Source organism: Aquiflexum sp. TKW24L (genome assembly GCF_023502205.1).
Lineage (GTDB): Bacteria > Bacteroidota > Bacteroidia > Cytophagales > Cyclobacteriaceae > Cognataquiflexum.
Window position 1 is genome coordinate 205434 of the sequence record NZ_JAMFLG010000002.1, and the last position, 23329, is coordinate 228762.

Consider the following 23329-nt stretch of genomic DNA (forward strand, 5'->3'; position numbering starts at 1 on the left):
ACTGAATTTGACACCGGGTTTTTTAAACCTACTTTTTCCTTATTTTCTCTCAGAAAACCATATTTATATCAAGCCTTCTGAAGATCCTTTGAAGGTCAAGGTGTTCAATGGGTATAGATAGCAGCATTTTAGTGGTGGATTTTTAATTTAAATGGTTGCAGTCAAAAAGTTTGACAACATGGCTAAACAATCCTTTCATTCACTTATAAACGGTTTTTTGTTTTATTTCCAATTGGGCAAGTCTGTACTTTTTTCTATTCCTTTATTCAATAAAAGCCCTTTTTCCTATAATCAAACTAACAGGCAATCTTTTTATCAAAATGATAAACAATCAGATGTTGGTTATTTTTTTAACATAAAAAATGCTTTTTTATTGCATTTATAAAAATCATGGGTAATTTAGTGACCATAATTTCTATAGTCTATATCTATTTGTAGATTATTGGTAATTAAATTAACCTCATAATCACAAAACCTATTAAACCTATGAAAAACAATTTTACAAACCTTCTTAAAGGAGGAACAGTACTTGGCATGATGCTAATGGTACTATCTATGACAAGCGTAATGGCACAGGAAGAAGAAGAAGAAGACGATGACTTCACCTTTAACGTCACCCTGAATTCCGATCAGTTTTTCGGATTTTATCCCGTCTTTCAAGGGGGATACAGTATCAGTGAAAAAACTGACTTTACATTTTATGGCATCCTTTGGTCCGGTGGCACAGGCGGAGGCTGGGGAAACTGGACCGAATTTGGAGTAGGTCTTAATTTTAAGGTAGCTGAAGGGGTTTCGGTAAATCCGCAAATCGGTATTTTGGGTGGCAACCTGCTTTCTTCAGGTACAGCAGGTAGCGGTCGATTGGGAGACGGTATTGTTCCAAACCTGACTGTCAATTTGAATAAAACCAAAACTGAAGGACAGATTTATGCAGGTCTATATGCCCCATTGCGAAATGAAGCACCAGCATCAGGGACAACTTTATCCTATCTCCATTATTGGGTAAATTATGGATATAAGATTTCTCCCTTTTTCTCTTTGGGTGCACATTATGAACACCTGATCAATACAGGCGGATCAAATGTGGAGACATCCACTGATGTTTATCAATGGTTAGGTCCCTACATCCAATTTACAAAACCAACTGGCGGTCCGTTTGCAAGATTCTCATTCGGTACAGACTTGGTTGAAGGAAACGATTCATTCTTCAAGCTGACTACAGGTTTCAGCTTTTAATACCTGAAATAAGGCCGGTTAGTCTTCCGGCCTTATTTTTTTTTTAATCTAGAAGATTGATTTAAAATCATCCAGACAATATTAGCCCATTGATGTCATTCAATTTTTTAGATAGAAGAAACCTCATACTATCTTAATATTAAACGTGAATTTATTCTTTTTCGAAGCCCTCCCCGGAAAGTGGTTCCCTTGTTCTTTCATTAATCTTACATTTTGAACTGCCATCGATAAATACCAAAGAGCTGATTAAGGAAGTCTGCCAATCCAATGAAATAATTTCAGGTTTGAAGGATCAAATAACTACCTATTGTCATTTAGTCTGTCAAACTGACACATAAATTATTGAATTTCTGATTGGCACATGAGTTGTCTAATAGCTTTCGAATCAAAGTTGTAATCAATAAATAAAAATAATATCATGGGAAAAATTATAGGTATAGACTTGGGTACCACCAACTCCTGCGTAGCCGTAATGGAAGGTAACGAACCGGTGGTCATCCAAAACAGCGAAGGTAGAAGGACCACTCCATCCATCGTGGCCTTCCTCGACAATGGAAACGGCGAGCGAAAAGTGGGAGATCCTGCAAAACGTCAAGCTATTACCAACCCTACCAACACCATTTCTTCTGTAAAGAGGTTTATGGGCAAAAAATTCTCTGAAGTATCTGAAGAGAAAAAACATGCTTCTTACAAGGTTGAAAAAGGAACAAACGATACTGTCGTAGTGAGAATCGGCGACAGGTCATATACTCCGCAAGAATTGTCAGCCATGATTCTTCAAAAAATGAAGAGCACTGCTGAAGATTTCTTGGGACAGACTGTAACAGAAGCTGTCATCACAGTACCTGCTTACTTCAACGATGCTGAGCGTCAGGCAACCAAAGAAGCCGGACAGATCGCAGGTCTTGAAGTCAAAAGGATTATCAACGAACCTACCGCTGCTGCATTGGCATACGGAATGGACAAAAAACACCAGGATATGAAAATTGCAGTGTATGACCTTGGCGGTGGTACATTCGATATTTCAGTTCTTGAATTGGGTGATGGCGTATTTGAAGTAAAATCCACCAACGGTGACGTTCACTTGGGTGGTGACGACTTTGATCAGGTAATCATCAACTGGCTTGCTGAAGAATTTCTATCAGAAGAGCAGATTGACTTGAGAAATGATCCAATGGCACTTCAGAGATTGAAAGAAGCTTCTGAAAAAGCTAAAATCGAATTGTCAAGTTCTGCTTCTACAGAAATCAACCTCCCTTATATCACTGCTACCCAAACCGGTCCTAAGCACTTGGTGAGAACCTTGAGCAGGTCAAAATTTGAGCAGCTTTCTGCTGACTTGGTCAGAAGATCAATGGAGCCTTGCAAAAAAGCATTAGCTGATGCAGGATTGAACCCTTCAGATATTGATGAAGTGATCTTGGTTGGTGGATCTACAAGGATTCCGAAAATCCAGGAAGAGGTAGAAAAGTTCTTTGGTAAGAAACCTTCCAAAGGAGTCAACCCCGACGAAGTCGTGGCCATCGGTGCTGCGATCCAAGGCGGTGTATTGACAGGTGAAGTGAAAGACGTGTTGTTGCTTGATGTGACTCCGCTTTCTTTGGGTATCGAAACCATGGGCGGTGTATTCACCAAACTAATCGAATCCAACACTACCATCCCTACCAAAAAATCAGAAGTATTCTCTACCGCTGCTGACAATCAGCCGGCTGTTGATATCCATGTTTTGCAAGGTGAAAGGGCTTTGGCCAAAGACAACAGGTCTATCGGAAGATTCCAATTAAGTGATATCCCACCTTCTCCAAGAGGAATTCCTCAGATCGAAGTCACATTCGACATTGATGCCAATGGTATCCTGAATGTATCTGCAAAAGATAAGGGAACAGGCAAAGAGCAAAAAATCAAAATCGAGGCTTCTTCAGGGTTGTCTCAGGATGATATCGAAAGAATGAAGCGTGAAGCAGAAGCAAATGCTTCAACTGATAAGGCTGAAAAAGAAAAAATCGAAAAATTGAACCAAGCTGACAGTCAGATTTTCCAAGCAGAAAAGCAGCTGAAAGAATATGGTGACAAACTTTCCGATGGAAACAAGGCCAATATTTCAGCAGCTTTGGAAGGATTGAAATCCGCCCATGCATCTAAGGATCTTACTTCAATTGATTCGGCTTCGGAAGCGTTGAACAAGGCTTGGGAAGCTGCTTCTCAGGAAATCTACAATGCTACCCAAGGAGCAGGTGCACAGCCAGGACCTGATGCAAATGCAGGTGAAGGCGCATCTAATGCCGGAGACGGTGTATCAGATGTAGATTACGAAGAAGTGTCTGAAGACAAGAAATAAGCTTAAAACAAACAAGAGAATGTAACGGCATCTGTATGAAAATATAGATGCCGTTGTTTTTTTGAAGAGAGAATTTCCCTCACCACAATTAAGACAAAATCCTATTTCCAATCCCTAAATCTCCAGTCTCACGTCTCAAATCTCATATCTCCTATGCAACTCACCCCAGATAACAAACTCAAAAAACTCATCATCGTTGGAGACCGGGTTTTGATCAAACTCAGAAAAGCAGACGGCAGAACTGCAACAGGCCTTTACCTTCCTCCCGGAGTGCAGGAAAAAGAAAAAGTACAGCAAGGCTATATCATCAAAACGGGACCGGGATATCCGATCCCCATGCCTGCCGAAGACCGCGAACCTTGGATGGATGCAGAAGAAAAAGTCAGGTATGTTCCTCTTCAAGCCAAAGAAGGGGACTTGGCAATATTCCTATTAAACGGTGCTTTTGAAGTGATCTATGAAGGAGAAAAATACTTCATTGTCCCACAACATGCTATCCTGATGCTGGAAAGGGAAGAGGAACTTTAAGATTTTGCATCAGTGAATTTTTCACCCCACAAATACTTCCACTTGTCTTCCGGGGATAATCTGAAAAGTTTTCGCGACTCCTCCTGCAACAATCACATAGTTTCCTTCCAATAGGTCCGAAACCACAAATGAGGTTCCCAAAATACCGGTCCTAATGTAGGGATTGATGTTGGGAGAGTTTCTTAATTGCACATAAACCTCTGCAGGAGCAATACGGTACTCAATATTCGGAGGAAAATTGCGAGAAGTAAATAGGACAGACCCAGTTACCGGTTGGTCATCCCAATTCACACATGAAGACATCAATGCCAAAACCAACAATAAACTGAATGCGGAAACTTTCATAGCTGTAGAGATATTTTAGTTAAAAGTAAAACTAAGTTAATGGAAAGCAAAAAAAGATCGCACTAAGTTTTCATTTTTAACAATTGATCATCTAAAGGGATAATTTTGAGGTAAATTCATGTATTGGGTGATTTTTTACCCCATTTTCTATATCCCGGCTACTTCTTTACCATAGAAGCATACTCCTTGGCAAAATAGCTCAGGATTACATTTGCTCCCGCTCTTTTTATACTCAACAAAGATTCCAACATCGCTCTTTCTCCATCTATCCAACCTTTTTGGGCGGCAGCCTTGACCATCGCATACTCACCGCTGACATTGTAGGCAGCGATGGGAAGATTAGAATTGTCTTTGAGCAATCTGATGATGTCCAAATAGGCTAAAGCGGGCTTGACCATCAAGAAATCCGCCCCTTCGGTAGTATCCAAACCTGCTTCTATCAATGCTTCACTGTAATTTGCAGGATCCATTTGGTAAGTCTTTTTATCACCCATTTTGGGAGCTGAATCCAATGCATCTCTGAATGGGCCATAAAAAGCGGAAGCATATTTGGCAGTGTAGGACATTATGGAGACGTCGGTATAGCCGTTTTGATCCAAAACCGACCTAATATAACCCACTCTCCCATCCATCATATCCGATGGTCCGAGAATATCCGCACCGGCCTGTGCCTGTGCCAAAGACATTTTGCCCAAGATCTCCAACGTCTCGTCATTCAGAATCTTTCCATTCTCCACGAGACCATCATGACCATCCGAACTATATGGATCCATAGCCACATCTGTCATAACTACCGCTTCGGGAAATGTGCTCTTGATTTTGAATATTGCTCTAAGATAAAATGTCTCAGGATTGTAACTTTCAGTAGCGAACCTGTCTTTTTTGATGTCAGGATAGGCCGGAAAAATATCAAATGCCATGATCCCAAGCTTCATACACGCTTCTATCTCTTCCAACATCAGGTCCAAAGAATACCTAAAAATCCCTGGCATGGAGGCTACTTCAATCTTTTGGTTGATACCATCAATGAGAAACATCGGGAATATAAAGTCCTTTACAGACAGTCGTGTTTCCTCCACCATGTTGCGGATCCCTTGGGATTTTCTGTTTCTTCTCGGTCTTATTTGCATACTATTCTGGATTTTGGCAACTCAAAGTTAAATGTTTAGAAATGAAAACCACCCCGATTATCCAATCAATGAAAAAACGGTGTCCGCATCCATTTCTCTAAAATCATCGATATAAAGGTCGCATACCGGCAACTCGGACCGGGAATGGGAGGACAAAACGCCAACCACTTTCATCCCGGCATTTTTGGCAGCGGTAACACCTGAAAATGAATCTTCAAAAACAACACAAAAATCAGGTTCCACCTGCAAGTTTGCTGCTGACTTCAGATAGACTTCAGGGTCGGGTTTGTGTTTGGTTACGTCTTCACTCGCCAAAATAGACTCCATCCTATCAATCAAGGATAATGTGCCTGCAATCATTTCAAGGTTGGCAAATGGGGCAGAAGTAGCCACTCCAGTCAGAAACTGATTGGTTTTGAGTTGCTGAAAAAAATCCTGAAACCCGGCAATTGGATCGACATTCTCCCTATATATATCCCGGAAGAGGCTTTCTTTCTCATTCTCCAATTCCAACAGTTCATCGCCTACGATCTTTCTTCCAAAAAAATGACTCATTATATAAGAGTTGCTTTTGCCATACATATGTAGCTGAAATTCTTCCTCAGTCGGGTACATGTCTCTTTTGGCAAAAAACTCCTTAAAAGCCAAAGAATGGAATGGGTTGGTATGGCAAATGACGCCATCCATATCGAAAATAACTGCTTTTTTCATGGATTAATAGGTTATGGAATAGTTAACAAAGCTAACGAAAGGACATGAAAAAACCCTCCGAGATATTTAATTCTCCCAGAGGGTTTCTATTTTGACGAATCAAAAACGCCTTGAAATGCTATTTTTCAAACTCTTTGACAACCTTCTCTATAATATCACAGCAATCGTGCAGTTGCTCTTCTGTCATGACCAAAGGCGGCGCAAAGCGGATGATATTGCCATGGGTAGGCTTGGCGAGAAGACCGTTTTCTTTCAATGACATACACATATCCCAAGCGGTGCTGCTGTCTGTGGAATCATTGACAACGACAGCGTTGAGCAGGCCTTTGCCCCTGACGAGTTTAAGTATTTTGTATTTGTCCACCAAAATCTGCATTCTTTCTCTGAAGATTTTCCCGAGTTTCCGTGCATTTTGGGCTAATTTTTCATCTCTAATCACTTCAAGCGCTGCTATGGCGACTTTCGCTCCAAGAGGATTTCCTCCAAAAGTAGATCCATGCTGACCAGGCTTGATGACATCCATGATATGATTATCCGCCAACACAGCCGAAACCGGATAGAACCCACCTGAGATCGCTTTTCCTAAGATCAGCATGTCAGGCCTGGTATACGTTTCTTGTTTTTCGCAATGTCCTTCGCAGGTACAATTGCCACAGACTGCCAAAAGCGATCCTGTCCGTGCGATTCCTGTCTGGATTTCATCGGCAATGAAGAGGACATTTTTGGCTTTGCAGGCTTCAGTGGCTTTCCTGATAAAATCTTCTGCCGGAGTATAGACACCAGCTTCACCCTGAATCGGCTCCACTAAAAAGGCTACAACATTTTTATCCTCAAGGGCATTTTGCAAGGCAGAAATATCATCATAAGGTATCTTGACAAAACCCGGGGTGTATGGTCCAAAGTTCTTTCTTGCGTTGCTATCCGAAGAAAATGAAATGATGGTGGAAGTCCTGCCATGGAAATTATTTTCAGCCACAACAATAACAGCTTGGTTTTCATCCACGCCTTTTCTTTCATATCCCCATTTTCGGGCAATTTTCAGGGCTGTTTCCACGCCTTCAGCACCGGTATTCATGGGAAGGACTTTTTCAAAGCCAAAATATTCTGTGATATATTTCTCAAATGGCCCCAATATATCATTGTGAAATGCCCTTGAAGTTAGGGTCAATGTGCTTGCCTGCTCGATCAAGGCATCTTTGATCCTTGGATGACAATGACCCTGATTGACGGCAGAATACGCTGACAGGAAGTCATAGTATTTTTTGCCTTCAACATCCCAAAGGTAAACACCCTCTCCTCTTGACAAAACCACCGGCAAAGGATGGTAATTGTGTGCTCCGTGCCTGTCTTCAAGTGCAATGGCTTGGCTGCTTGAGTTTATTGTTTCAATCATAATATTTGTAGATTTGCTACCCGTCAAGGATAAATTTCACCGTCCAAAACGGTTTGGCAAATATAGCAAAAGCCTTTAGGATTACAGAATGAACTCAAAAAAGAAGCCTATAACACCCTTGAAGCTGATTCCCGGGGATTATTATACCAATGAAAAAGGATTGATGGTTTTTACAGCACAATACCACCTGAGAAGAGGCTATTGCTGTGGCAGTGGCTGCAAGCATTGTCCGTATGGGGAGAAGTGATTGGGTTATTTGGTTAATTGGTTAATTGGTTAGTTAGGTTGTAGTGGTTGTAATTGTTTTAATTGTTGGAATCTTCGGACTTGCTGATTGTGGGTAGGTTTTCGAATTATAGGGTCTAGCATCTTCATACTTGGCTTTAAGATTAATTCTTTTGAGCAATCCACTGGAAACTGAGACTGCCTACTATTGGTTAGTTAGGCTGTAGTGGCTGTAATTGTTTTAATTGTTGTCAATTTCGAACCTGCTGATAGTGGGTAGGTTGTCTGATTATCTATTTTGGTATTTTTATTCGTAACTTTAAAATCAATTCCTATCACCAATCCACTGAATCCTGCGACTGCCTACTGACCACTTGCTTCTTTCAATAAAGGCAAAACTTTAATGAATATTTTTGGAACCTAGTATTGGTAATTCAGGTAAAAGTCCGATATTTGCAAACTCAATTGAAAAAACGTCAATACAATTACGATCATATATCATGGCAAAAGTTTGTGACATTACCGGCAAGAGACCTCAAGTAGGTAATAATGTATCGCATGCGAACAACAAGACCAAGCGTAAATTTTATCCAAATTTGCACAAGAAAAGCTTCTACATCCCTGAGGAAGATGCTTGGATCACTTTGAAGGTTTGTACCAAAGCTTTGAGAACCATCAACAAAAAAGGAATCACTCCTGTGTTGAAAGAAGCCCAAGCAAAAGGATACGTTATCATTAAATAATCAGATCAGGTTTACCATATAAATATATACAGCGATGGCTAAGAAAGGTAACAGAGTACAAGTGATCATGGAGTGCACCGAGCACAAGGCTACCGGCCTTCCAGGTACTTCAAGATACATCACTACCAAAAACCGTAAGAATACGACTACGAGACTTGAATTGAAGAAATTCAATCCTATCTTGAAGAAAATGACGGTTCACAAAGAAATTAAATAATTTAGGAACTAGGTTGCTGAGGCAACAATATAAACCTTAAAAATATGGCTAAGAAAGTAGTAGCAACCCTGAAAAAAGAAGGTGGAGTAACATACGCCAAAGTAATCAGAGCAATCAAATCTGAAAAAACCGGCTCTTATACCTTCAAAGAGGAAATGGTACCGACAACTTCGGTTCAGGATACCTTGAAAAAATAATTTCATTGCATTTTTTGCAATCGAAAGTCCCTTCAGGCAAAGTCTTTGAAGGGACTTTTTTGTTATATTCGGACTTTAAAAATCACAAGCTATGGGAATTTTCGGTTTCTTTTCGAAGGAAAAAAAAGAAAGCCTTGACCAAGGTTTACAAAAATCCAGCGAAAACATTTTTTCAAGGTTAAGCAAAGCCGTTGTTGGCAAATCCAAAGTAGATGAGAAAGTGTTGGATGAGTTGGAGGAGATCCTCATCACCTCAGATGTGGGTGTCGATACTACCATCAAGGTCATCAGAAGAATCGAAGAACGGGTTTCCAAAGACAAATACCTCAATACGGCAGAACTAGATGTTATCCTGAGGGAAGAAATCATGGGTTTGCTCGAAGAAAATCAAAGCACCGACCTGTCGGACTTTGACCTGCCTGCAGACAAAAAACCATATGTCATCATGGTAGTCGGCGTCAACGGTGTGGGAAAAACAACCACTATCGGCAAACTCGCCTACCAATTCAAACAAGCAGGAAAATCCGTAGTCCTTGGTGCCGCAGATACTTTCAGAGCGGCAGCAGTGGATCAATTGATCCTTTGGGCCAAGAGGGCCGATGTGCCGATCGTTTCCCATGGCATGAACACAGATCCTGCTTCCGTGGCATTTGACGCAGTAAAACAGGGAGTGGATACCAATGCAGATGTCGTGATTATAGATACCGCCGGAAGATTGCATACAAAAGTCAACCTGATGAACGAGCTGACCAAAATCAAAAGGGTCATGCAAAAGTTCATTGACGATGCACCGCATGAAGTGTTGCTTGTATTGGATGGATCTACGGGTCAGAATGCATTTATCCAAGCGCAGGAATTTACCAAAGCAACAGACATCACGGCACTTGCCATCACCAAACTCGACGGAACAGCCAAAGGAGGCGTCGTTATCGGAATCTCAGACCAATTTAAAATCCCTGTCAAGTACATTGGAGTAGGTGAAAAAATGACTGACCTGCAGGTTTTCAACAGAAAGGAATTTGTGGATTCGCTGTTTAAGAAGAACTCCTAACCTTTGAGGTCTTTGGGACCTCGAAGGTTTTATTCATTCAATCCCAACCTTCAAGGTTATCGAAAACCTCAAAGGTCTAAATCAATCTTCAAATACCCTTCCCTATCATCACTTTCCTGATCTGCCAATTTTAGATAAAACCCATTTGGCGTAGCAAAACCGGATGGCGATATTTTTCTATTGTCAAAAAATAATTCCGCAACTTTCCTGAATTCTTGATCCAATACAATGAAGCTGCTTTCGTTGGTGTAAGTTTCTATTTCTGATTCCTTTGTTTGAATATTTACATACCTCAACAACCTCTTCCGATAAGGATCGTATTGGGTGAATTTGTATCTACTTGTCTTCATGCTAGGATTAAAAACTGTCCACTCTCCCCTAGGTTCGGTTTTGCCTTTTTCAAAAGTCAAAGTTCTGGAACTTCGGCCATCCACCCAATAATTTTTATCCGAATCCAAAATCAATAAGGAATCATTTGCTGGAAAATTGACCACAAAAAGATCGCGGTCATTGAGATAGGAATGGGCAAAAACCCCAAGTTCAGGATCATCATAATGTTCCCTGTATTTTTCGGGATAGTTGAAGCCTACAGATTCAAAATTTCCCGAACGGGTGTCCAATTTCCATAACCAATCCCGGTAATTCATATTGGGTTCTTTGAGTACGAAAGGAACATCAGCCAAAAACAAGATCTTGGTCGCTGCATCATAGGTCATGTCATTGCCATTCATTGCAGAAAAATTAGCCGCCAACCTTTCCTCCGGCACAGAAGGGAATGGAAACCTGCTGAGCACTTTTCCTTCAAAACCAGTATGGACAATCTCTTTCTGACCTGATATAAAAAACAACCCATCTTCAGTAATCAGGCTTCCCCAAATAGAAGATCCAATTCCATCAGGACCCTCTACAAAAAAATTGGTACTTGAAAGCAATTGTCCAGATGGGTAACCGTATTTTAAAAGCCTCTTATTAGTCCATGCATATAGGAAAATGCTGTCATTCTGTTCAAGGTAAGCGAATTTGGCAGGAAGATTTTTTGTAAACTCATCCTTCTCGAAGTAAAGGGTATCGGAAATGAATTCGCTCAACTCTCCGGATATGAATTCGGGAGATTTGGATTCCTTGGAATTACATGAAAAAACAACCGCCAAAAGAAAGAAGAAATACTTACCCATACCTTAATTTTTATCTTTGAAGCAAAATTAATATGGTTATCCGCAAATTTGCCGGTAGGCCAATATTCTTTTACAAACGGGTTGGAAGACGGAAGTCGGAAGATGGACATTCTGGTTTCCTGCCATGACCTTTTAATAACTTTACGATTTAAATTTTAAAACGAAAAAAACCACCGAAGTTTAAATACTCCGGTGGCCTTTTCCCTGTCTCGTCTCTTTTTTCTCGCTTCTCGCCTCTCGCTTCTCCTCTCAATCTTTTTCCAAAAACGGATACCTATAGTCTACCGGGGAGACAAACGTTTCCTTGATGGTCCTTGGAGAAACCCATCTGAGTAAATTGATCATAGAACCGGCTTTGTCATTGGTGCCGGAGGCCCTTGCCCCGCCAAAAGGCTGTTGGCCAACGACCGCACCTGTCGGCTTGTCATTAATATAGAAGTTACCTGCTGCATTTCTCAGTTTTTTTGTTGCCAACTCGATCGCATACCTATCTTGGGAGAATACCGCTCCTGTCAAAGCATAAGGCGAAGTCTGATCGACCAATTCCAAAGCTTCCTCAAAGTGCTCCTCATGGTAGACATAGATGGTCAACACGGGGCCGAAAATCTCTTCGCACATGGTCGTGTACATCGGGTCTTTAGTTAGGATGACAGTCGGCTGGATAAAGTAACCCTTGGATTTGTCATGGTGCCCTCCGGCGATGATTTCTACACCTTCGGCATTTTTGGCATTGTCGATGTATTTGGAGATTTTGTCAAAAGACTTCTCGTCGATCACTGCATTGACGAAGTTTGTAAAGTCTTCGGTTGGCCCCATTTTCATAGTAGCCAAATCCTCCAATAGGTATTTTTTTACATCCGGCCAGAGATTGGAAGGAATGTAGGCACGTGAAGCAGCAGAGCATTTTTGGCCCTGATATTCAAAAGCTCCCCTCGAAAGTCCGACTGCAACAGCTTTGGCATGGGCTGACTTATGGGCCAAGACAAAGTCTTTTCCACCTGTTTCTCCCACAATTCTCGGATATGATTTGTACTTAACTATATTTTCTCCGACGGTTTTCCAGATATGTTGGAAAACTCCGGTAGAACCTGTAAAGTGGATTCCTGCAAAATCAGGATGTTGGAAAATGATTTTACCGGCTGTCGGGCCGTCTACAAAAACCAAATTGATCACGCCATCTGGCACCCCTGCTTCCCTGAAAACCTGCATCAAAACATTGGCAGAGTAAATCTGCGTGTAAGCTGGTTTCCATACGACAGTATTTCCCATCATGGCCGGAGCGGTAGGAAGATTTCCTGCTATGGCTGTAAAATTAAATGGGGTCAAAGCAAAAACGAAACCCTCAAGCGGTCTTTGCTCCAATCTATTCCAAACACCGGGACCTGAAACAGGAGGCTGTTGTGCATAGATTTCAGACATGTATTGTACATTGAACCGCAGGAAATCTATGAATTCGCAGGCCGCATCGATTTCCGCTTGGTAGGCATTTTTGGATTGGCCGAGCATGGTCGCAGCATTGATTTTGGCACGGTATGGACCTGCCAAAAGGTCGGCGGCTTTGAGAAAAATCGCTGCTCTTTGTTCCCATTCCATATTTTCCCAAGCTTCTTTTGCTCCCAAAGCAGCATTGATTGCCTGCTCCACATGGGATGCATCTCCCTCATGGAAGAATCCCAATAGGTGCTTGTGGTCATGGGGAGGAGACATGGATTTTTTAACTCCTGTCCTCACTTCCTCACCACCAATATACATGGGCACATCTACAAGCTGCGACCTGAATTCCTTCAGGGTCTGCTGCAGTTCGATCCTTTCGGGAGAACCCGGAGCATAACTTTTTACCGGTTCGTTGACTGGCTTGGGAACATTAAAAAAACCTTTGAGCATATCAATTTGAGTTTATAATTTCTGAAGGGGCAAAGATAGGAACTACCATCCTGAAAACCTGCCGAATTTCAAAAGTTGTAATTGTTGTATTTGTTGTAATTGTTATCAGCTTCGCGTTGCCGAGTTCTCAGGTTGATGAGAAGCATCATATTACGTGATTCTTGATTTTTTTCTCCGGTTCTCGCTTCTCGCTTCTATAAAAGCTCTTCCAATTCCTTCAAATGCCGAATAGTATGCGTCGGCTGATGCTCGATGCCTTTTTCGTGGGGATCAAAATAGATCTGATCAATATTAGAACGGATGGCCCCAAGGATATCCGAATTGGGATTATCGCCGATCATGATGCAATCGGCTGACTTCACCGACAATTTATCCATCGCATATTGGAAGATCCTTGGGTCAGGCTTTTTGTGACCGGTTGTCTCCGAAGTCACCACCAGATCAAAATATGGAGTCAAACCCGAAGAATGCATTTTATTGGCCTGACTTTCATTGAAGCCATTGGTGATGATATGCATTTTATAATTTGGACTCAAATAATCCAAAATCTCTTTGGAATAGGGAAGCAAATGGGGTTTGGAAGAAGTCCTTTGCATAAAATCATCCTCCAATTCCTTAGGGACATTCCTAGCCAAAACACCTGCTTTTTCAAAGATAAGCTTGAACCGCGTTTCCCTTAGGCTGCGTTTGTCAATTTTGCCCAAGTCATACAATGCCCAAAGCTTGAAATTGACCTGATAAAAGGCATCGATGAAAGTCTGAAAATCTGGAATGCCGACGTTGATTAATTGATAAATGTCAAACAGCTCAGAAAGTGATTCCTGCACATTGGTATCATAATCCCAAAGTGTATGGTCCAAGTCAAAGAAAATATGGCGGTACTTTTTCAATTGCGAAAGGCTATTTGCGGTAGGGATTATTTTCGATCTTATTAATGGCCAATTCACGATTGGTAAGCAGGATGTTGTAAAGATCCTGGTCCCTTTTGAAATTGGGGTCCTTTTGAATAAACTTAAAAATCTGTTGGATGATTTCTTGGGCTTCGTCCAAGATATAGTAAAAAATCCATTGGTCCACTCTTTTGCTACCTAACAAACCGGAGTTTTTGAGGTAGATCAGATGCCGGCTGGTTTTGGTCTGGGTAAAGTCAAGAATATGCTCTAAATCTGAAATCGAAAGCTCCTTGTTTTGCAATAAAAGATGTAGAATTCGGACCCTGGGCTCCTCGGAGAGTGCCTTGAAAATCCTCATTCCATAACTTAAGCTAATATTTTTAAGTCGCATTTAGTAAAATTAACGAATAAAACCCGGTTGAAATTAAGCAAATGAAACCAAAATAGGCTAATATTATAGCGAAATTAGAAAACCTAATTAGACTGAATTCGGTTCAGCTGATCAATAAGATAAACCGTATTACCTTGAAATTTAAAGTACACCCGATAGCTGTTTTCCTTTTTTTCACCCTTTTTATTATAGGGATTAAGGACAGTTTTGCCCAAGATAGAGAAAGAAAAGTAATCCAGCTTTCAGGTATTATCCTCAATGCTGATAGTACTGATGCCGTTCCGGGAGTCAATGTCTATGTTCCAAAAAAAGGTCGGGGAACAAGTTCAGGAAGGTACGGCTATTTTTCTATGCCAGTATTGGAAGGTGACAGTGTGATATTTAGTTTTATTGGTTTGAGAAAGCAGTCTTTCAAAGTTCCCGAGAAGGTGGATGACGACAAGATCAGCTTGATTCTCACCATGCAGGTCGATGAGATAGCTTTGGCGGAGATCGAAGTCATGCCTTATCCAACAGAAGATGAATTTAAGAGGCAGGTCCTTGCGATGAATTATGAAGCTCCGATGACCATAGACAGAAGTGGTAACCTAAGCTCTGAAACCCTTCTGAGATATGCAGAAGCGATGCCGGCTTCAGGAAATGAAAACATGAGGTATTTCCAACAGGGACAAATCATGCAAATTCAGGACCGATATGGACCTAGACCGTTTACATTGATGGATCCTTTTGCTTGGTCCAAATTTATCCAATCCATCAAAAGGGGTGATTTAAAGAAAAAGGATTAAAACAATACTCAGTTTTGAATTCAGGTTTCAACTGAAGGCATTGAAAACAAAATCTGTATCCAAATCTTTTCGGTGGTATATAGTCTTTAGGTAGCAGTTGAACTTGCAGCGACTTAAATTTAATAGCCCACTTCAATTTCCATTCCTTCGACTGCAAATCCAAAATCAAGATTTCCAGTATTTTTTGATTTTAGTTCAGTGAACATTTCTTGGAGCTTGCTGTCAGTGTGTGCAGGATCATGATGGGTCATCAATAATTTTTTAACTCCTGCAAATTCAGCCAATTGGATGGTGTCCTCCATACTGGAATGTCCCCACCCTATTTTCTTGACGTATTCATCAATGGTAAATTGTCCATCGTGTACCAATAAATCTGCTTTTTCGATGAGTTCATAGCCCGAAACCCACTTTTTGTCAGGAATCATTCCCTTAAGGCCAAGGGCTGGTTCATGGTCGGGAATAAATGCAAAAACACCGCTTTTCCCTTTGATCCTAAATCCCACTGTCGCCCCGGGATGGATAACAAATTCAGAATTTAAACTGAAAGGGCCTATTTCAAAACTGCTGTTGGATATATCATGGAGAACAAGTTTACATGGAAGGTCACGCATCAAAACCGGAAAAAGTGGCGGAGAAAGAAATTTGTTAAGCCTCGAAAGCAGACCTTGGGTAAGGCTGGAAGGTGCCCAGATATGAACTTCCTTGTCAGGGTCAAATAAGGGGCTGAAAAATCCAAGTCCCTGGATATGATCCATGTGAAAGTGTGTCAATAAAATATCCACCCGTTTGGTTGATGGATCAGGAAGTTTTACCTTCTGCAATCCTGAACCGGCATCAAGAATGATCATCCACTCTTCTTCCATGACTGTGACGCAGGATGTATTTCCCCCAAAATATGCGGTCTCAGAACCTGAGGTTGGAATGGAGCCCCTTACTCCTTGGATAGAAACTTTCATATATCCTTACTTTCCCAAAAAATTGCGACGCCACCAAGAAATTTACCCATCCTACCTATGATCGGGTAAGAGGTAACAGAAATCTTTTCAATCTTACCTTTGAGACTTTCTATCCAAAACACCTTATGATGGGGAAGATGGTCTCCTAGGGTTTTTACCAACGGCAATCCCTCAGGTGGCAAAGGTTTTCCTTTTTCGTCCAAGGGTTTGAAAACGGTACCCCAAACTGCAACGGGCATTTCGCCTGTTTCTCCAAAACGGGATCCAAGGATGCTTTCAGCAGGCTCATTGTAGAAAATCAGGTTACCCTCCGTGTCTGTAATAAAAACCGGAATGGAGAGACAATCTGCTAGTTGCCGGTTGAGGATAATTTCTATGTCGTAAGTGGCCATATGGGTTGGATTGACTTACATAAATATAATCATTCCTTTCAGAAAAAGGATATGCTTTTTATGAATCAAAAACGCAGACCCTACGCTCCAAAAGGATGAATACAAAGTCAGAATTCAAATAACCTTTTCCAATTCCCATTTAGGCAATTTTCCCCCGCCCTTAATCGAACTTTTGGGGTTTATAAAAAGCTCTCAAAGATCTAATCTCCTCTCTATCAGTGTAGATCAACATCAAAGAGATGCCATATCGATGACAAATCGGTATTTGACATCGCTTTTGATCATCCTTTCATAAGCTTGGTTGATATCCTGCATCTTGATGATTTCAATATCCGAAACGATGTTGTGTTTTCCACAGAAGTCAAGCATTTCCTGAGTTTCGGCAATCCCTCCGATGAGAGAGCCAGACACGGATTTTCTCCCCATTATCATGGGCACAGAATTGAGCATGGGATCCAATTCGCCTAGATACCCAACCAAGACCAATGTTCCGTTGATGGTCAAGGTGCCGACATAAGGATTGACATCATGTACATAAGGTACAGTATCAATGATCAGGTCGAATTTGCCCCTGACTGATTTCATCTGTCCGGGATCAGTGGAGATCACAACTGCATCTGCTCCCAATTTCTTTGCATCCTCGGTTTTGCCCTCAGACCTGGAAAATAATGTAACTGAAGCTCCCAATCCCTTTGCCAATTTGATGGCCATATGGCCCAAACCACCCAATCCGACGACAGCTACTTTGCTTCCTTTTTTTACTCCCCAATGTTTCAAAGGAGACCAAGTAGTAATCCCTGCACAGAGCAAAGGCGCAACTCCTGCTGCGTCAAGGTTGCCGGGAACCTTCAGTACAAAGTGGTCGTCTACTACGATTTTCTCGGAATATCCCCCAAAAGTCTGCGTACCCAAATATTTTTCTTTACCGTTATACGTACCGGTAAATCCAGTCAAACAATATTGCTCCAAGTCCTTTTTGCAACTGTCGCATGTCCGGCAGCTATCCACCAAACAGCCAACACCTACCAACTCACCCACTTTGAATCTCTTTACTTCGCTACCTACTTTAGTCACCTTTCCGACGATTTCGTGTCCGGGGACAGCCGGATAGACCGTCCCACCCCAGTCATTTCTGGCAGTGTGTAGATCTGAATGGCAAACACCACAATAGAGAATTTCAATTTCTACATCTTTGGCCGTCACTACTCGACGTTGGATATCCATCTGGTTCAAATCTGCATCTGAAGCCGCCGCCCCATAGGCTTTTACAATCGTTGTTTCCATGACTATTTCTATTTGATTTTTTAAACTGAAAAGATATAAGCTTTGCGATATTTAAAAGGATATAAGCTTCGCGATATTTAAAGGATATATGCTTCGCGATATAAATGGATATATGCCTACGGCGATATTTAAAGGATATATGCTTCGCGATATACTTTGATATATGCCTACGGCGATATATTTTTTAAGCATCAAGCCTAAATGACATAATTGGGGCTTGATCTCTGCAACCTATTTCTACAATATACCAACTATATTTCTACTTATCCAATTTTAATTAGCATCCAATATCCACTAATATCTAAACCGTAACATTTCAACCATATTTCTACTTTATTTCAATATTGAAAAGATATAAGCTGCGCGATATAAATGGATATATGCCTGCGACGATATTGAAAAGATATATGCTGCGCGATATACTTTGATATATGCCTTCGGCGATATAATTTTTAAGCATCAGGCCTGATTGTCAGAATTGGGGCTTGATTTCTGGACACTATTTCTACCATATATCAAATGTATTTCTACTTTATTTCTACTAAACCAATATCAATTAATATCCAGTATCCATTAATATCTTTTTAAAGTATCGGATTTGCTCTTTTGACAAATTCATTGTTGAAGGAATAGATCAGACTGATGTTCCAGATCCAGTTATCCACCTCGATTTCTGACACAATCGTTTTGCTGACAATGCCTCCAAGAGAAATCGGGAAATCTTTTCTACCAATGACCAAAGAGGAACTTGCAAAATACCCGTCTTTTTCATTCATCTTCAGGTAGAAGACATTTGGCCGGGCATTGAAGAATATTTTCTCCGATAAAGAAATATCTGTAAATGACGGACCCAAGGCCACAAATTGGTTGAGAGCATAGGGGACTTTACCCAAACTTCTACCGGCAAGGTAGAGGAAACTCAATTTTGTCTTTGGACTGATGGTGTAGGTGGGTGAGATTTCTGCTGCAAAAAACCGCTGAACTTCTGTTTTTTCCACCATCTGACCATTGGCATCGGGCTCCATGGTAGTCGTAAAAATAAAAGCCGGATGTGCACCGACATGCAGCGTGAATTTATCAGATTTGACGACTTTATACCGCCACCAAAAAATGAAAGACCAAGGCTTCCCATCCAATGCAAAACGCAGTTCGGGATCGAAACTCAGCCTTTCACCGCCCATAGAAAGTTCAAATATTGCCGCAGGTCTTCCCAAGGAAAAAGCCGGGATTAGCGAAAGTCCATTGTTGGTCACGCTGATATTGCCTCGGAAGTAATTCGGACCTTTTCCAGAGTTATCCTGCGCAAAAACACCAGGACTTATGGAGAAAAAAAATGCAAAAAGGGTCACGCCAATCATCCTAGTTGACTTTTTGCAACCAAAAGATATTTGGTGAAATTTGTGGAGGCAGTCAAAAATCAAAAAGTGCCCTTCCCGTTGGTTTGGCGATGATTCCTCTCTAATATCTTGGAAATATTCCGTCATAAGCCTGATTATGGATGCTTTTCTTAGCAAATACAATATTACCAAATCAAAGAAGGTATTTTTAACTTTTTTCAAAGCAAAGATTACAATTTTCAAACATTCAAGTATAAGAACCTTTGCATTTGAAATTTTTATTTTTCAAACTAATTTTTTTATTACTTTGGATTTTAGTAACAACAAACCCTTGGTAAAATGAAGAATTACCTTATTCTATTTTTGGCTCTTGCGATATTTGGATGTGCCAAAGAAAAAACTCCTGAAGAGGTTTTTCAGGCGGCCAAAGAAAAATTCTATGCTGCAGAGCAAGTCAGTTTTAAGCAGGTGATGCTGTGGGAAAATCCTTCATTAGGAGAAGTCGATACATTTTTTTATCAACTGAGGCTTCAAAAACATCCGAATAAATACTTTGAATACAATTACATTGGCACAAATAAAGATTCAGAATTATCCTATCTGAATGATGTATTGTCTTCCATCAACCACAAGGACAGTACGGTTACAGTTCAATCGGAAGAAAACAAAATGGTATTTATAAATCTGGCAAGTGAAAATATGTATTTGGATTTTTCTGCCGTAAATCTTTTCAAAAAGTCACTATGGATTTATAAACAGGACACGGCCATCAATGGAAAAAACCACTTGAACTTCTATTGGGTCCAAATGGATACCGTGATCAGCGAAAAGAAGATTTACCTTGAAAACCACATGTTTATCAATCCCGCCAATCTTACGGTGAATTTGGTTTCACGGAGGTTATACCACGATGGAAAAAGAAGCCAATTGATTGAAAATGTTTTTGAGGAATATGAATTCTCCGAAATTAAAGACTCTTTGAGTATCCATCCACCCAAGGGCTACCTGTCAAAAATCGACGGACAAACCGACAAAGAATCCCCCAAAATACTCGCAAAAGGTGAAATTGCTCCTGATTTTGAACTCAAAGACCTTGAAGGGAATACGGTCAAACTTTCAGATTTCAGAGGCAAAAAGGTTTTGCTTGACTTCTCAATGATCAATTGCGGTTGGTGCAAAATCGCATTGGAAGAATTCAGCAAACCGGATTTTGAGTTTGCAACTGACATGGTGCCCTTGTATGTCAATCCCGTAGATCCAAAGGAAAAAATGGAGAAATACGTTTCAAGAGTGACTGTTCCATTTCCTGTCCTCATCGACGCCAAATCGGTAGGAGAAGCATACGGCGTGAGCGGATACCCCACCTTTTTTCTGATCGATGAGTCAGGCAAAATAGAAGAGGTGGAAGTGGGGTATTCAGATGAATTGATTATGAAATTGAATAAGGGAAGTTAAGCGGACCTTTCCCATTTGTTCAGAAATCTTTCTGATTCGAACTGATTCTACAAAAATAAATTATCACCGAAACAGATGGCTTTCAGCAAATATTCAAATGGCCAAAAAACAGCTTACTCACTCATCGGTTTCAAAAGGGGAATTTATATTTCAGCAATAAATCTTGGGCAAAAAAACAAAAAAAACCAGCCACTAATGGCTGATTTTTTTTTCATTACTTTTTAACTAAAGTGTCAGATTGTTTTTTATACACTATATCAAACCTGTCCAGATTCATCACTTTATTCCATGCTGCCGCAAAGTCCTTCACAAACTTTTCTTCTGAATCCTGCTGCGCATACACTTCTGCAAGTGCTCTTAATTCAGAGTGGGAACCGAAAATCAGATCGACCCGGGTACCTGTATATTTTAATTCACCGGTTTTTCTGTTCTTGCCTTCAAACTTCTCTTTGGTATCGTCCGCAGCTTTCCACTCAGTACTCATATCCAATAGATTTACAAAGAAATCATTGGTCAGCATGTCCTTCTTTTCAGTGAAAATCCCGTTTTTAGAACCATCATAGTTGACATTCATCGCACGCATTCCTCCTACCAACACCGTCATCTCTGGGGCCGTCAAGGTCAACAGTTGCGCTTTGTCTATCAATAATTCCTCTGTTGAAATGGTGTATTGGATCTTCAAATAATTTCGGAAGCCATCGGCCATAGGTTCTAGCAACCCAAAAGATTCGATATCAGTCTGCTCAGCAGGTGCGTCCATACGTCCAGGGGTGAATGGAATCTTGATTTTTTGTCCGGCATTGGCGGCGGCTTTTTCTACGCCGGTATTTCCTGCCAATACAATAAGGTCCGCAAGTGAAACCTTCTTGTCTGTAGATTTGGAATTGAAATTCTGCTGAATTTTTTCCAAAGCAGACAATACTTTATCAAGTTGCTTAGGATTGTTCACTTCCCATGTTCTCTGCGGAGCCAATCTGATTCTGGCACCGTTTGCGCCTCCCCTTCTATCCGATTCCCTGTATGTCGAAGCCGAAGCCCAGGCAGTAGAAACCATTTCAGAAACTGATAAACCTGAGTTCGAAATCTCTTTTTTGAGGATCTCAATATCCTGAGCGCCGATCAACTTGTGGTTTACAGCAGGAATAGGATCTTGCCAGATCAGGTCTTCTTTTGGAGCCTCAGGTCCCAAATAGGTTGTGTTTGGTCCCATATCCCTATGAGTCAGTTTGAACCAAGCTTTTGCAAATACTTTGTCAAACTCGTCGGGATTCTCATAAAACCTTCGGGATATTATCTCATATATCGGATCCATTCTCATCGAAAGGTCCGTGGTCAACATGGTAGGCTTGTGTTTTTTGTTTGGATCAAAAGCATCAGGAAACAGTATCTTAGGATCTTTAGCTACCCACTGATATGCACCTGCAGGGCTTTTGGTCAGTTCCCACTCATTTTCAAATAAACTCTTGAAATATCCCTGACTCCACTCCACAGGCGTAGCGGTCCAGATTACCTCCACACCCGAAGTAATGGCATCAACTCCTTTTCCGGATTTGTAGGAACTTTTCCAGCCAAATCCCTGATCTTCTATGGGTGCTGCCTCAGGTTCAGGACCTACATTTTCGGCGGGACCTGCTCCGTGGGTTTTTCCCAATGTATGCCCACCCGCTATCAAAGCTACTGTCTCTTCATCATTCATTCCCATTCTTCCAAATGTCTCGCGGATATCATGTGCGGCAAGCAACGGATCCGGGTTGCCTTTTGGTCCCTCAGGGTTGACATAGATAAGACCCATCTGAACGGCTGCCAAAGGGTTTTCCAATTTGCGATCACCTGAATAACGATTTTTATCATCCAGCCATTTTCCTTCTGATCCCCAATAGACATCAAGCTCCGGTTCATAGACATCTTCTCTGCCTCCCGCAAATCCGTAAGTTTCGAAGCCCATAGATTCCAAAGCTACATTGCCTGTAAGCACCATCAGATCTGCCCATGAAATCTTGTTGCCATACTTTTGTTTGATGGGCCAAATCAACCTTCTTGCCTTATCAAGGTTGCCATTGTCTGGCCAACTGTTGAGCGGCGCAAAACGTTGCTGACCGGAGCGTGAACCACCCCGACCATCTCCTGATCGGTATGTTCCGGCACTGTGCCAAGCCATGCGGATAAATAATCCTCCATAATGACCATAGTCTGCGGGCCACCAGTCCTGAGATTCAGTCATAACGGCACGGATGTCATTTTTGATCGCTTCATAGTCCAGGCTATTGAAGGCTTTGATGTAGTCAAAGTCTGGATCCATGGGTGTGGACAAAGATGAATTTTGACGAAGAATGCTTAGGTTCAACTGGTTTGGCCACCATTCCGCATTTTGGGTTGCAATCGCGTTACTAGAACTTTTCTTGGTGGCCCCCGACCAGGCATCGACCGAAGGTTTTGTTTCCTGAGCCATTACTGTCAGTGTTGCACTGATCAGAATGGAAAATAGCAAGCTTAATTTTCTCATATAATTTGGGATTTATATTTTAGACGAATCATTTAATTGTATAAAGATACAACAGAATAAAGCGAGTCTAGGATCGCAATTTTCTATTGATTATAGACAAAATCAATGATATTATAAAACCTATTACCGAAACAAATCAAGCCTGTTTTTAAGTTTTTCC

General features: G+C 41.1%; 23 protein-coding genes. 10 read left to right on the plus strand and 13 right to left on the minus strand.

Translation table 11 applies throughout. The features are described 5' to 3' along the window. Nucleotides 1–486: 486 nt before the first annotated feature. The 3 genes from M3O96_RS02270 (at nucleotide 487) to M3O96_RS02280 (ending at nucleotide 4102) form a co-directional block, all read left to right on the plus strand. Nucleotides 487–1236, plus strand: a complete 750-nt coding sequence (locus M3O96_RS02270) for a DUF6733 family protein (protein WP_249718380.1) — start codon at nucleotides 487–489, stop codon at nucleotides 1234–1236. Between the two features lie 418 nt (nucleotides 1237–1654). Continuing rightward, the gene (dnaK, locus tag M3O96_RS02275) at nucleotides 1655–3574 is read left to right on the plus strand and encodes a molecular chaperone DnaK (RefSeq protein ID WP_249718383.1); all 1920 of its coding nucleotides are present in this window, start codon (nucleotides 1655–1657) and stop codon (nucleotides 3572–3574) included. A 153-nt stretch (nucleotides 3575–3727) separates the two neighbouring features. Next, nucleotides 3728–4102, plus strand: a complete 375-nt coding sequence (locus tag M3O96_RS02280) for a co-chaperone GroES (RefSeq protein ID WP_249718385.1) — start codon at nucleotides 3728–3730, stop codon at nucleotides 4100–4102. Between the two features lie 21 nt (nucleotides 4103–4123). On the opposite strand, the gene M3O96_RS02285 is transcribed toward M3O96_RS02280, so the two are convergent. The 4 genes from M3O96_RS02285 to rocD all read right to left on the minus strand — a co-directional run bounded on the left by M3O96_RS02285 (nucleotide 4124) and on the right by rocD (nucleotide 7681). Beyond that, nucleotides 4124–4447, minus strand: a complete 324-nt coding sequence (locus tag M3O96_RS02285; RefSeq protein WP_249718387.1) for a hypothetical protein — start codon at nucleotides 4445–4447, stop codon at nucleotides 4124–4126. Between the two features lie 158 nt (nucleotides 4448–4605). Continuing rightward, complete coding sequence (hemB, locus tag M3O96_RS02290; protein ID WP_249718389.1) at nucleotides 4606–5577, minus strand: porphobilinogen synthase; 972 nt, start codon at nucleotides 5575–5577, stop codon at nucleotides 4606–4608. A 57-nt stretch (nucleotides 5578–5634) separates the two neighbouring features. Further along, nucleotides 5635–6288, minus strand: a complete 654-nt coding sequence (locus M3O96_RS02295) for an HAD family hydrolase (protein WP_249718390.1) — start codon at nucleotides 6286–6288, stop codon at nucleotides 5635–5637. 118 nt (nucleotides 6289–6406) lie between these two features. Continuing rightward, nucleotides 6407–7681 carry an ornithine--oxo-acid transaminase gene (gene rocD, locus M3O96_RS02300; protein WP_249718393.1) on the minus strand — a complete coding sequence of 425 codons (1275 nt, stop codon included), beginning with the start codon at nucleotides 7679–7681 and terminating at the stop codon, nucleotides 6407–6409. Between the two features lie 88 nt (nucleotides 7682–7769). Between rocD and M3O96_RS02305 the strand changes: the two genes are divergently transcribed. The 5 genes from M3O96_RS02305 (at nucleotide 7770) to ftsY (ending at nucleotide 10114) form a co-directional block, all read left to right on the plus strand. Further along, on the plus strand, nucleotides 7770–7928 hold the full coding sequence (locus M3O96_RS02305; RefSeq protein ID WP_249718394.1) for a C1orf53 family protein: 159 nt from the start codon (nucleotides 7770–7772) through the stop codon (nucleotides 7926–7928). Nucleotides 7929–8406: 478 nt separating this feature from the next. Then, nucleotides 8407–8649, plus strand: coding sequence for a 50S ribosomal protein L28 (rpmB, locus tag M3O96_RS02310; RefSeq protein WP_249718397.1), 243 nt, complete (start codon nucleotides 8407–8409; stop codon nucleotides 8647–8649). 34 nt (nucleotides 8650–8683) lie between these two features. Next, nucleotides 8684–8866, plus strand: a complete 183-nt coding sequence (rpmG, locus tag M3O96_RS02315) for a 50S ribosomal protein L33 (RefSeq protein ID WP_113925165.1) — start codon at nucleotides 8684–8686, stop codon at nucleotides 8864–8866. A gap of 44 nt (nucleotides 8867–8910) precedes the next feature. Further along, nucleotides 8911–9063 (plus strand): DUF4295 domain-containing protein, encoded by a 153-nt coding sequence (locus M3O96_RS02320; RefSeq protein ID WP_249718399.1) that lies wholly within the window; start codon nucleotides 8911–8913, stop codon nucleotides 9061–9063. 91 nt (nucleotides 9064–9154) lie between these two features. Then, nucleotides 9155–10114, plus strand: coding sequence for a signal recognition particle-docking protein FtsY (ftsY, locus tag M3O96_RS02325; protein WP_249718401.1), 960 nt, complete (start codon nucleotides 9155–9157; stop codon nucleotides 10112–10114). Nucleotides 10115–10182: 68 nt separating this feature from the next. On the opposite strand, the gene M3O96_RS02330 is transcribed toward ftsY, so the two are convergent. From M3O96_RS02330 to M3O96_RS02345, 4 genes are all read right to left on the minus strand, one after another. Further along, nucleotides 10183–11289 (minus strand): DUF4221 family protein, encoded by a 1107-nt coding sequence (locus tag M3O96_RS02330; RefSeq protein ID WP_249718403.1) that lies wholly within the window; start codon nucleotides 11287–11289, stop codon nucleotides 10183–10185. A gap of 249 nt (nucleotides 11290–11538) precedes the next feature. Beyond that, nucleotides 11539–13173 carry an L-glutamate gamma-semialdehyde dehydrogenase gene (gene pruA / locus M3O96_RS02335; RefSeq protein ID WP_249718405.1) on the minus strand — a complete coding sequence of 545 codons (1635 nt, stop codon included), beginning with the start codon at nucleotides 13171–13173 and terminating at the stop codon, nucleotides 11539–11541. Between the two features lie 194 nt (nucleotides 13174–13367). Beyond that, complete coding sequence (locus M3O96_RS02340) at nucleotides 13368–14063, minus strand: YjjG family noncanonical pyrimidine nucleotidase (protein WP_249718407.1); 696 nt, start codon at nucleotides 14061–14063, stop codon at nucleotides 13368–13370. A 10-nt stretch (nucleotides 14064–14073) separates the two neighbouring features. Continuing rightward, the gene (locus tag M3O96_RS02345) at nucleotides 14074–14457 is read right to left on the minus strand and encodes an ArsR/SmtB family transcription factor (RefSeq protein WP_249718409.1); all 384 of its coding nucleotides are present in this window, start codon (nucleotides 14455–14457) and stop codon (nucleotides 14074–14076) included. A 185-nt stretch (nucleotides 14458–14642) separates the two neighbouring features. On the opposite strand from M3O96_RS02345, the gene M3O96_RS02350 reads away from it, so the two are divergent. Continuing rightward, nucleotides 14643–15242, plus strand: coding sequence for a carboxypeptidase-like regulatory domain-containing protein (locus M3O96_RS02350; RefSeq protein WP_502798894.1), 600 nt, complete (start codon nucleotides 14643–14645; stop codon nucleotides 15240–15242). A 119-nt stretch (nucleotides 15243–15361) separates the two neighbouring features. Here the strand turns inward: M3O96_RS02350 and M3O96_RS02355 are convergent, their stop codons facing one another. The 4 genes from M3O96_RS02355 to M3O96_RS02370 all read right to left on the minus strand — a co-directional run bounded on the left by M3O96_RS02355 (nucleotide 15362) and on the right by M3O96_RS02370 (nucleotide 19232). Beyond that, nucleotides 15362–16198: an MBL fold metallo-hydrolase gene (locus M3O96_RS02355; RefSeq protein WP_249718411.1), complete on the minus strand. Its 837-nt coding sequence runs from the start codon at nucleotides 16196–16198 to the stop codon at nucleotides 15362–15364. Continuing rightward, nucleotides 16195–16590 carry a PAS domain-containing protein gene (locus M3O96_RS02360; protein WP_249718413.1) on the minus strand — a complete coding sequence of 132 codons (396 nt, stop codon included), beginning with the start codon at nucleotides 16588–16590 and terminating at the stop codon, nucleotides 16195–16197. The genes M3O96_RS02355 and M3O96_RS02360 overlap by 4 nt, the downstream gene beginning before the upstream one ends. Nucleotides 16591–16821: 231 nt before the next feature. After that, a complete protein-coding gene (locus M3O96_RS02365) occupies nucleotides 16822–17874 on the minus strand; it encodes an NAD(P)-dependent alcohol dehydrogenase (RefSeq protein ID WP_249718415.1) in 1053 nt (350 codons plus the stop codon). Nucleotides 17875–18458: 584 nt separating this feature from the next. After that, complete coding sequence (locus M3O96_RS02370) at nucleotides 18459–19232, minus strand: hypothetical protein (protein WP_249718417.1); 774 nt, start codon at nucleotides 19230–19232, stop codon at nucleotides 18459–18461. Between the two features lie 318 nt (nucleotides 19233–19550). Here M3O96_RS02370 and M3O96_RS02375 point away from each other — a divergent pair, with 318 nt between their 5' ends. Then, nucleotides 19551–20666, plus strand: coding sequence for a peroxiredoxin family protein (locus tag M3O96_RS02375; protein ID WP_249718419.1), 1116 nt, complete (start codon nucleotides 19551–19553; stop codon nucleotides 20664–20666). A 214-nt stretch (nucleotides 20667–20880) separates the two neighbouring features. Here the strand turns inward: M3O96_RS02375 and katG are convergent, their stop codons facing one another. Next, entirely contained in the window at nucleotides 20881–23115 is a 2235-nt protein-coding gene (gene katG / locus M3O96_RS02380; RefSeq protein ID WP_502798895.1) for a catalase/peroxidase HPI, read from the minus strand. Between the last annotated feature and the right edge of the window lie 214 nt (nucleotides 23116–23329).

Bases quoted from the DNA above. Each gene is read 5' to 3' on its own strand.
- dnaK (WP_249718383.1), top strand. From the start codon at position 1,655: ATGGGAAAAATTATAGGTATAGACTTGGGTACCACCAACTCCTGCGTA.
- pruA (WP_249718405.1), bottom strand. From the start codon at position 13,173: ATGCTCAAAGGTTTTTTTAATGTTCCCAAGCCAGTCAACGAACCGGTA.
- rocD (WP_249718393.1), bottom strand. From the start codon at position 7,681: ATGATTGAAACAATAAACTCAAGCAGCCAAGCCATTGCACTTGAAGAC.
- M3O96_RS02355 (WP_249718411.1), bottom strand. From the start codon at position 16,198: ATGAAAGTTTCTATCCAAGGAGTAAGGGGCTCCATTCCAACCTCAGGT.
- M3O96_RS02280 (WP_249718385.1), top strand. From the start codon at position 3,728: ATGCAACTCACCCCAGATAACAAACTCAAAAAACTCATCATCGTTGGA.
- ftsY (WP_249718401.1), top strand. From the start codon at position 9,155: ATGGGAATTTTCGGTTTCTTTTCGAAGGAAAAAAAAGAAAGCCTTGAC.
- rpmB (WP_249718397.1), top strand. From the start codon at position 8,407: ATGGCAAAAGTTTGTGACATTACCGGCAAGAGACCTCAAGTAGGTAAT.
- M3O96_RS02295 (WP_249718390.1), bottom strand. From the start codon at position 6,288: ATGAAAAAAGCAGTTATTTTCGATATGGATGGCGTCATTTGCCATACC.
- katG (WP_502798895.1), bottom strand. From the start codon at position 23,115: ATGGCTCAGGAAACAAAACCTTCGGTCGATGCCTGGTCGGGGGCCACC.
- M3O96_RS02345 (WP_249718409.1), bottom strand. From the start codon at position 14,457: ATGCGACTTAAAAATATTAGCTTAAGTTATGGAATGAGGATTTTCAAG.
- M3O96_RS02330 (WP_249718403.1), bottom strand. From the start codon at position 11,289: ATGGGTAAGTATTTCTTCTTTCTTTTGGCGGTTGTTTTTTCATGTAAT.
- M3O96_RS02270 (WP_249718380.1), top strand. From the start codon at position 487: ATGAAAAACAATTTTACAAACCTTCTTAAAGGAGGAACAGTACTTGGC.
- M3O96_RS02320 (WP_249718399.1), top strand. From the start codon at position 8,911: ATGGCTAAGAAAGTAGTAGCAACCCTGAAAAAAGAAGGTGGAGTAACA.
- M3O96_RS02365 (WP_249718415.1), bottom strand. From the start codon at position 17,874: ATGGAAACAACGATTGTAAAAGCCTATGGGGCGGCGGCTTCAGATGCA.
- M3O96_RS02370 (WP_249718417.1), bottom strand. From the start codon at position 19,232: ATGATTGGCGTGACCCTTTTTGCATTTTTTTTCTCCATAAGTCCTGGT.
- M3O96_RS02285 (WP_249718387.1), bottom strand. From the start codon at position 4,447: ATGAAAGTTTCCGCATTCAGTTTATTGTTGGTTTTGGCATTGATGTCT.
- hemB (WP_249718389.1), bottom strand. From the start codon at position 5,577: ATGCAAATAAGACCGAGAAGAAACAGAAAATCCCAAGGGATCCGCAAC.
- rpmG (WP_113925165.1), top strand. From the start codon at position 8,684: ATGGCTAAGAAAGGTAACAGAGTACAAGTGATCATGGAGTGCACCGAG.
- M3O96_RS02305 (WP_249718394.1), top strand. From the start codon at position 7,770: ATGAACTCAAAAAAGAAGCCTATAACACCCTTGAAGCTGATTCCCGGG.
- M3O96_RS02360 (WP_249718413.1), bottom strand. From the start codon at position 16,590: ATGGCCACTTACGACATAGAAATTATCCTCAACCGGCAACTAGCAGAT.
- M3O96_RS02375 (WP_249718419.1), top strand. From the start codon at position 19,551: ATGAAGAATTACCTTATTCTATTTTTGGCTCTTGCGATATTTGGATGT.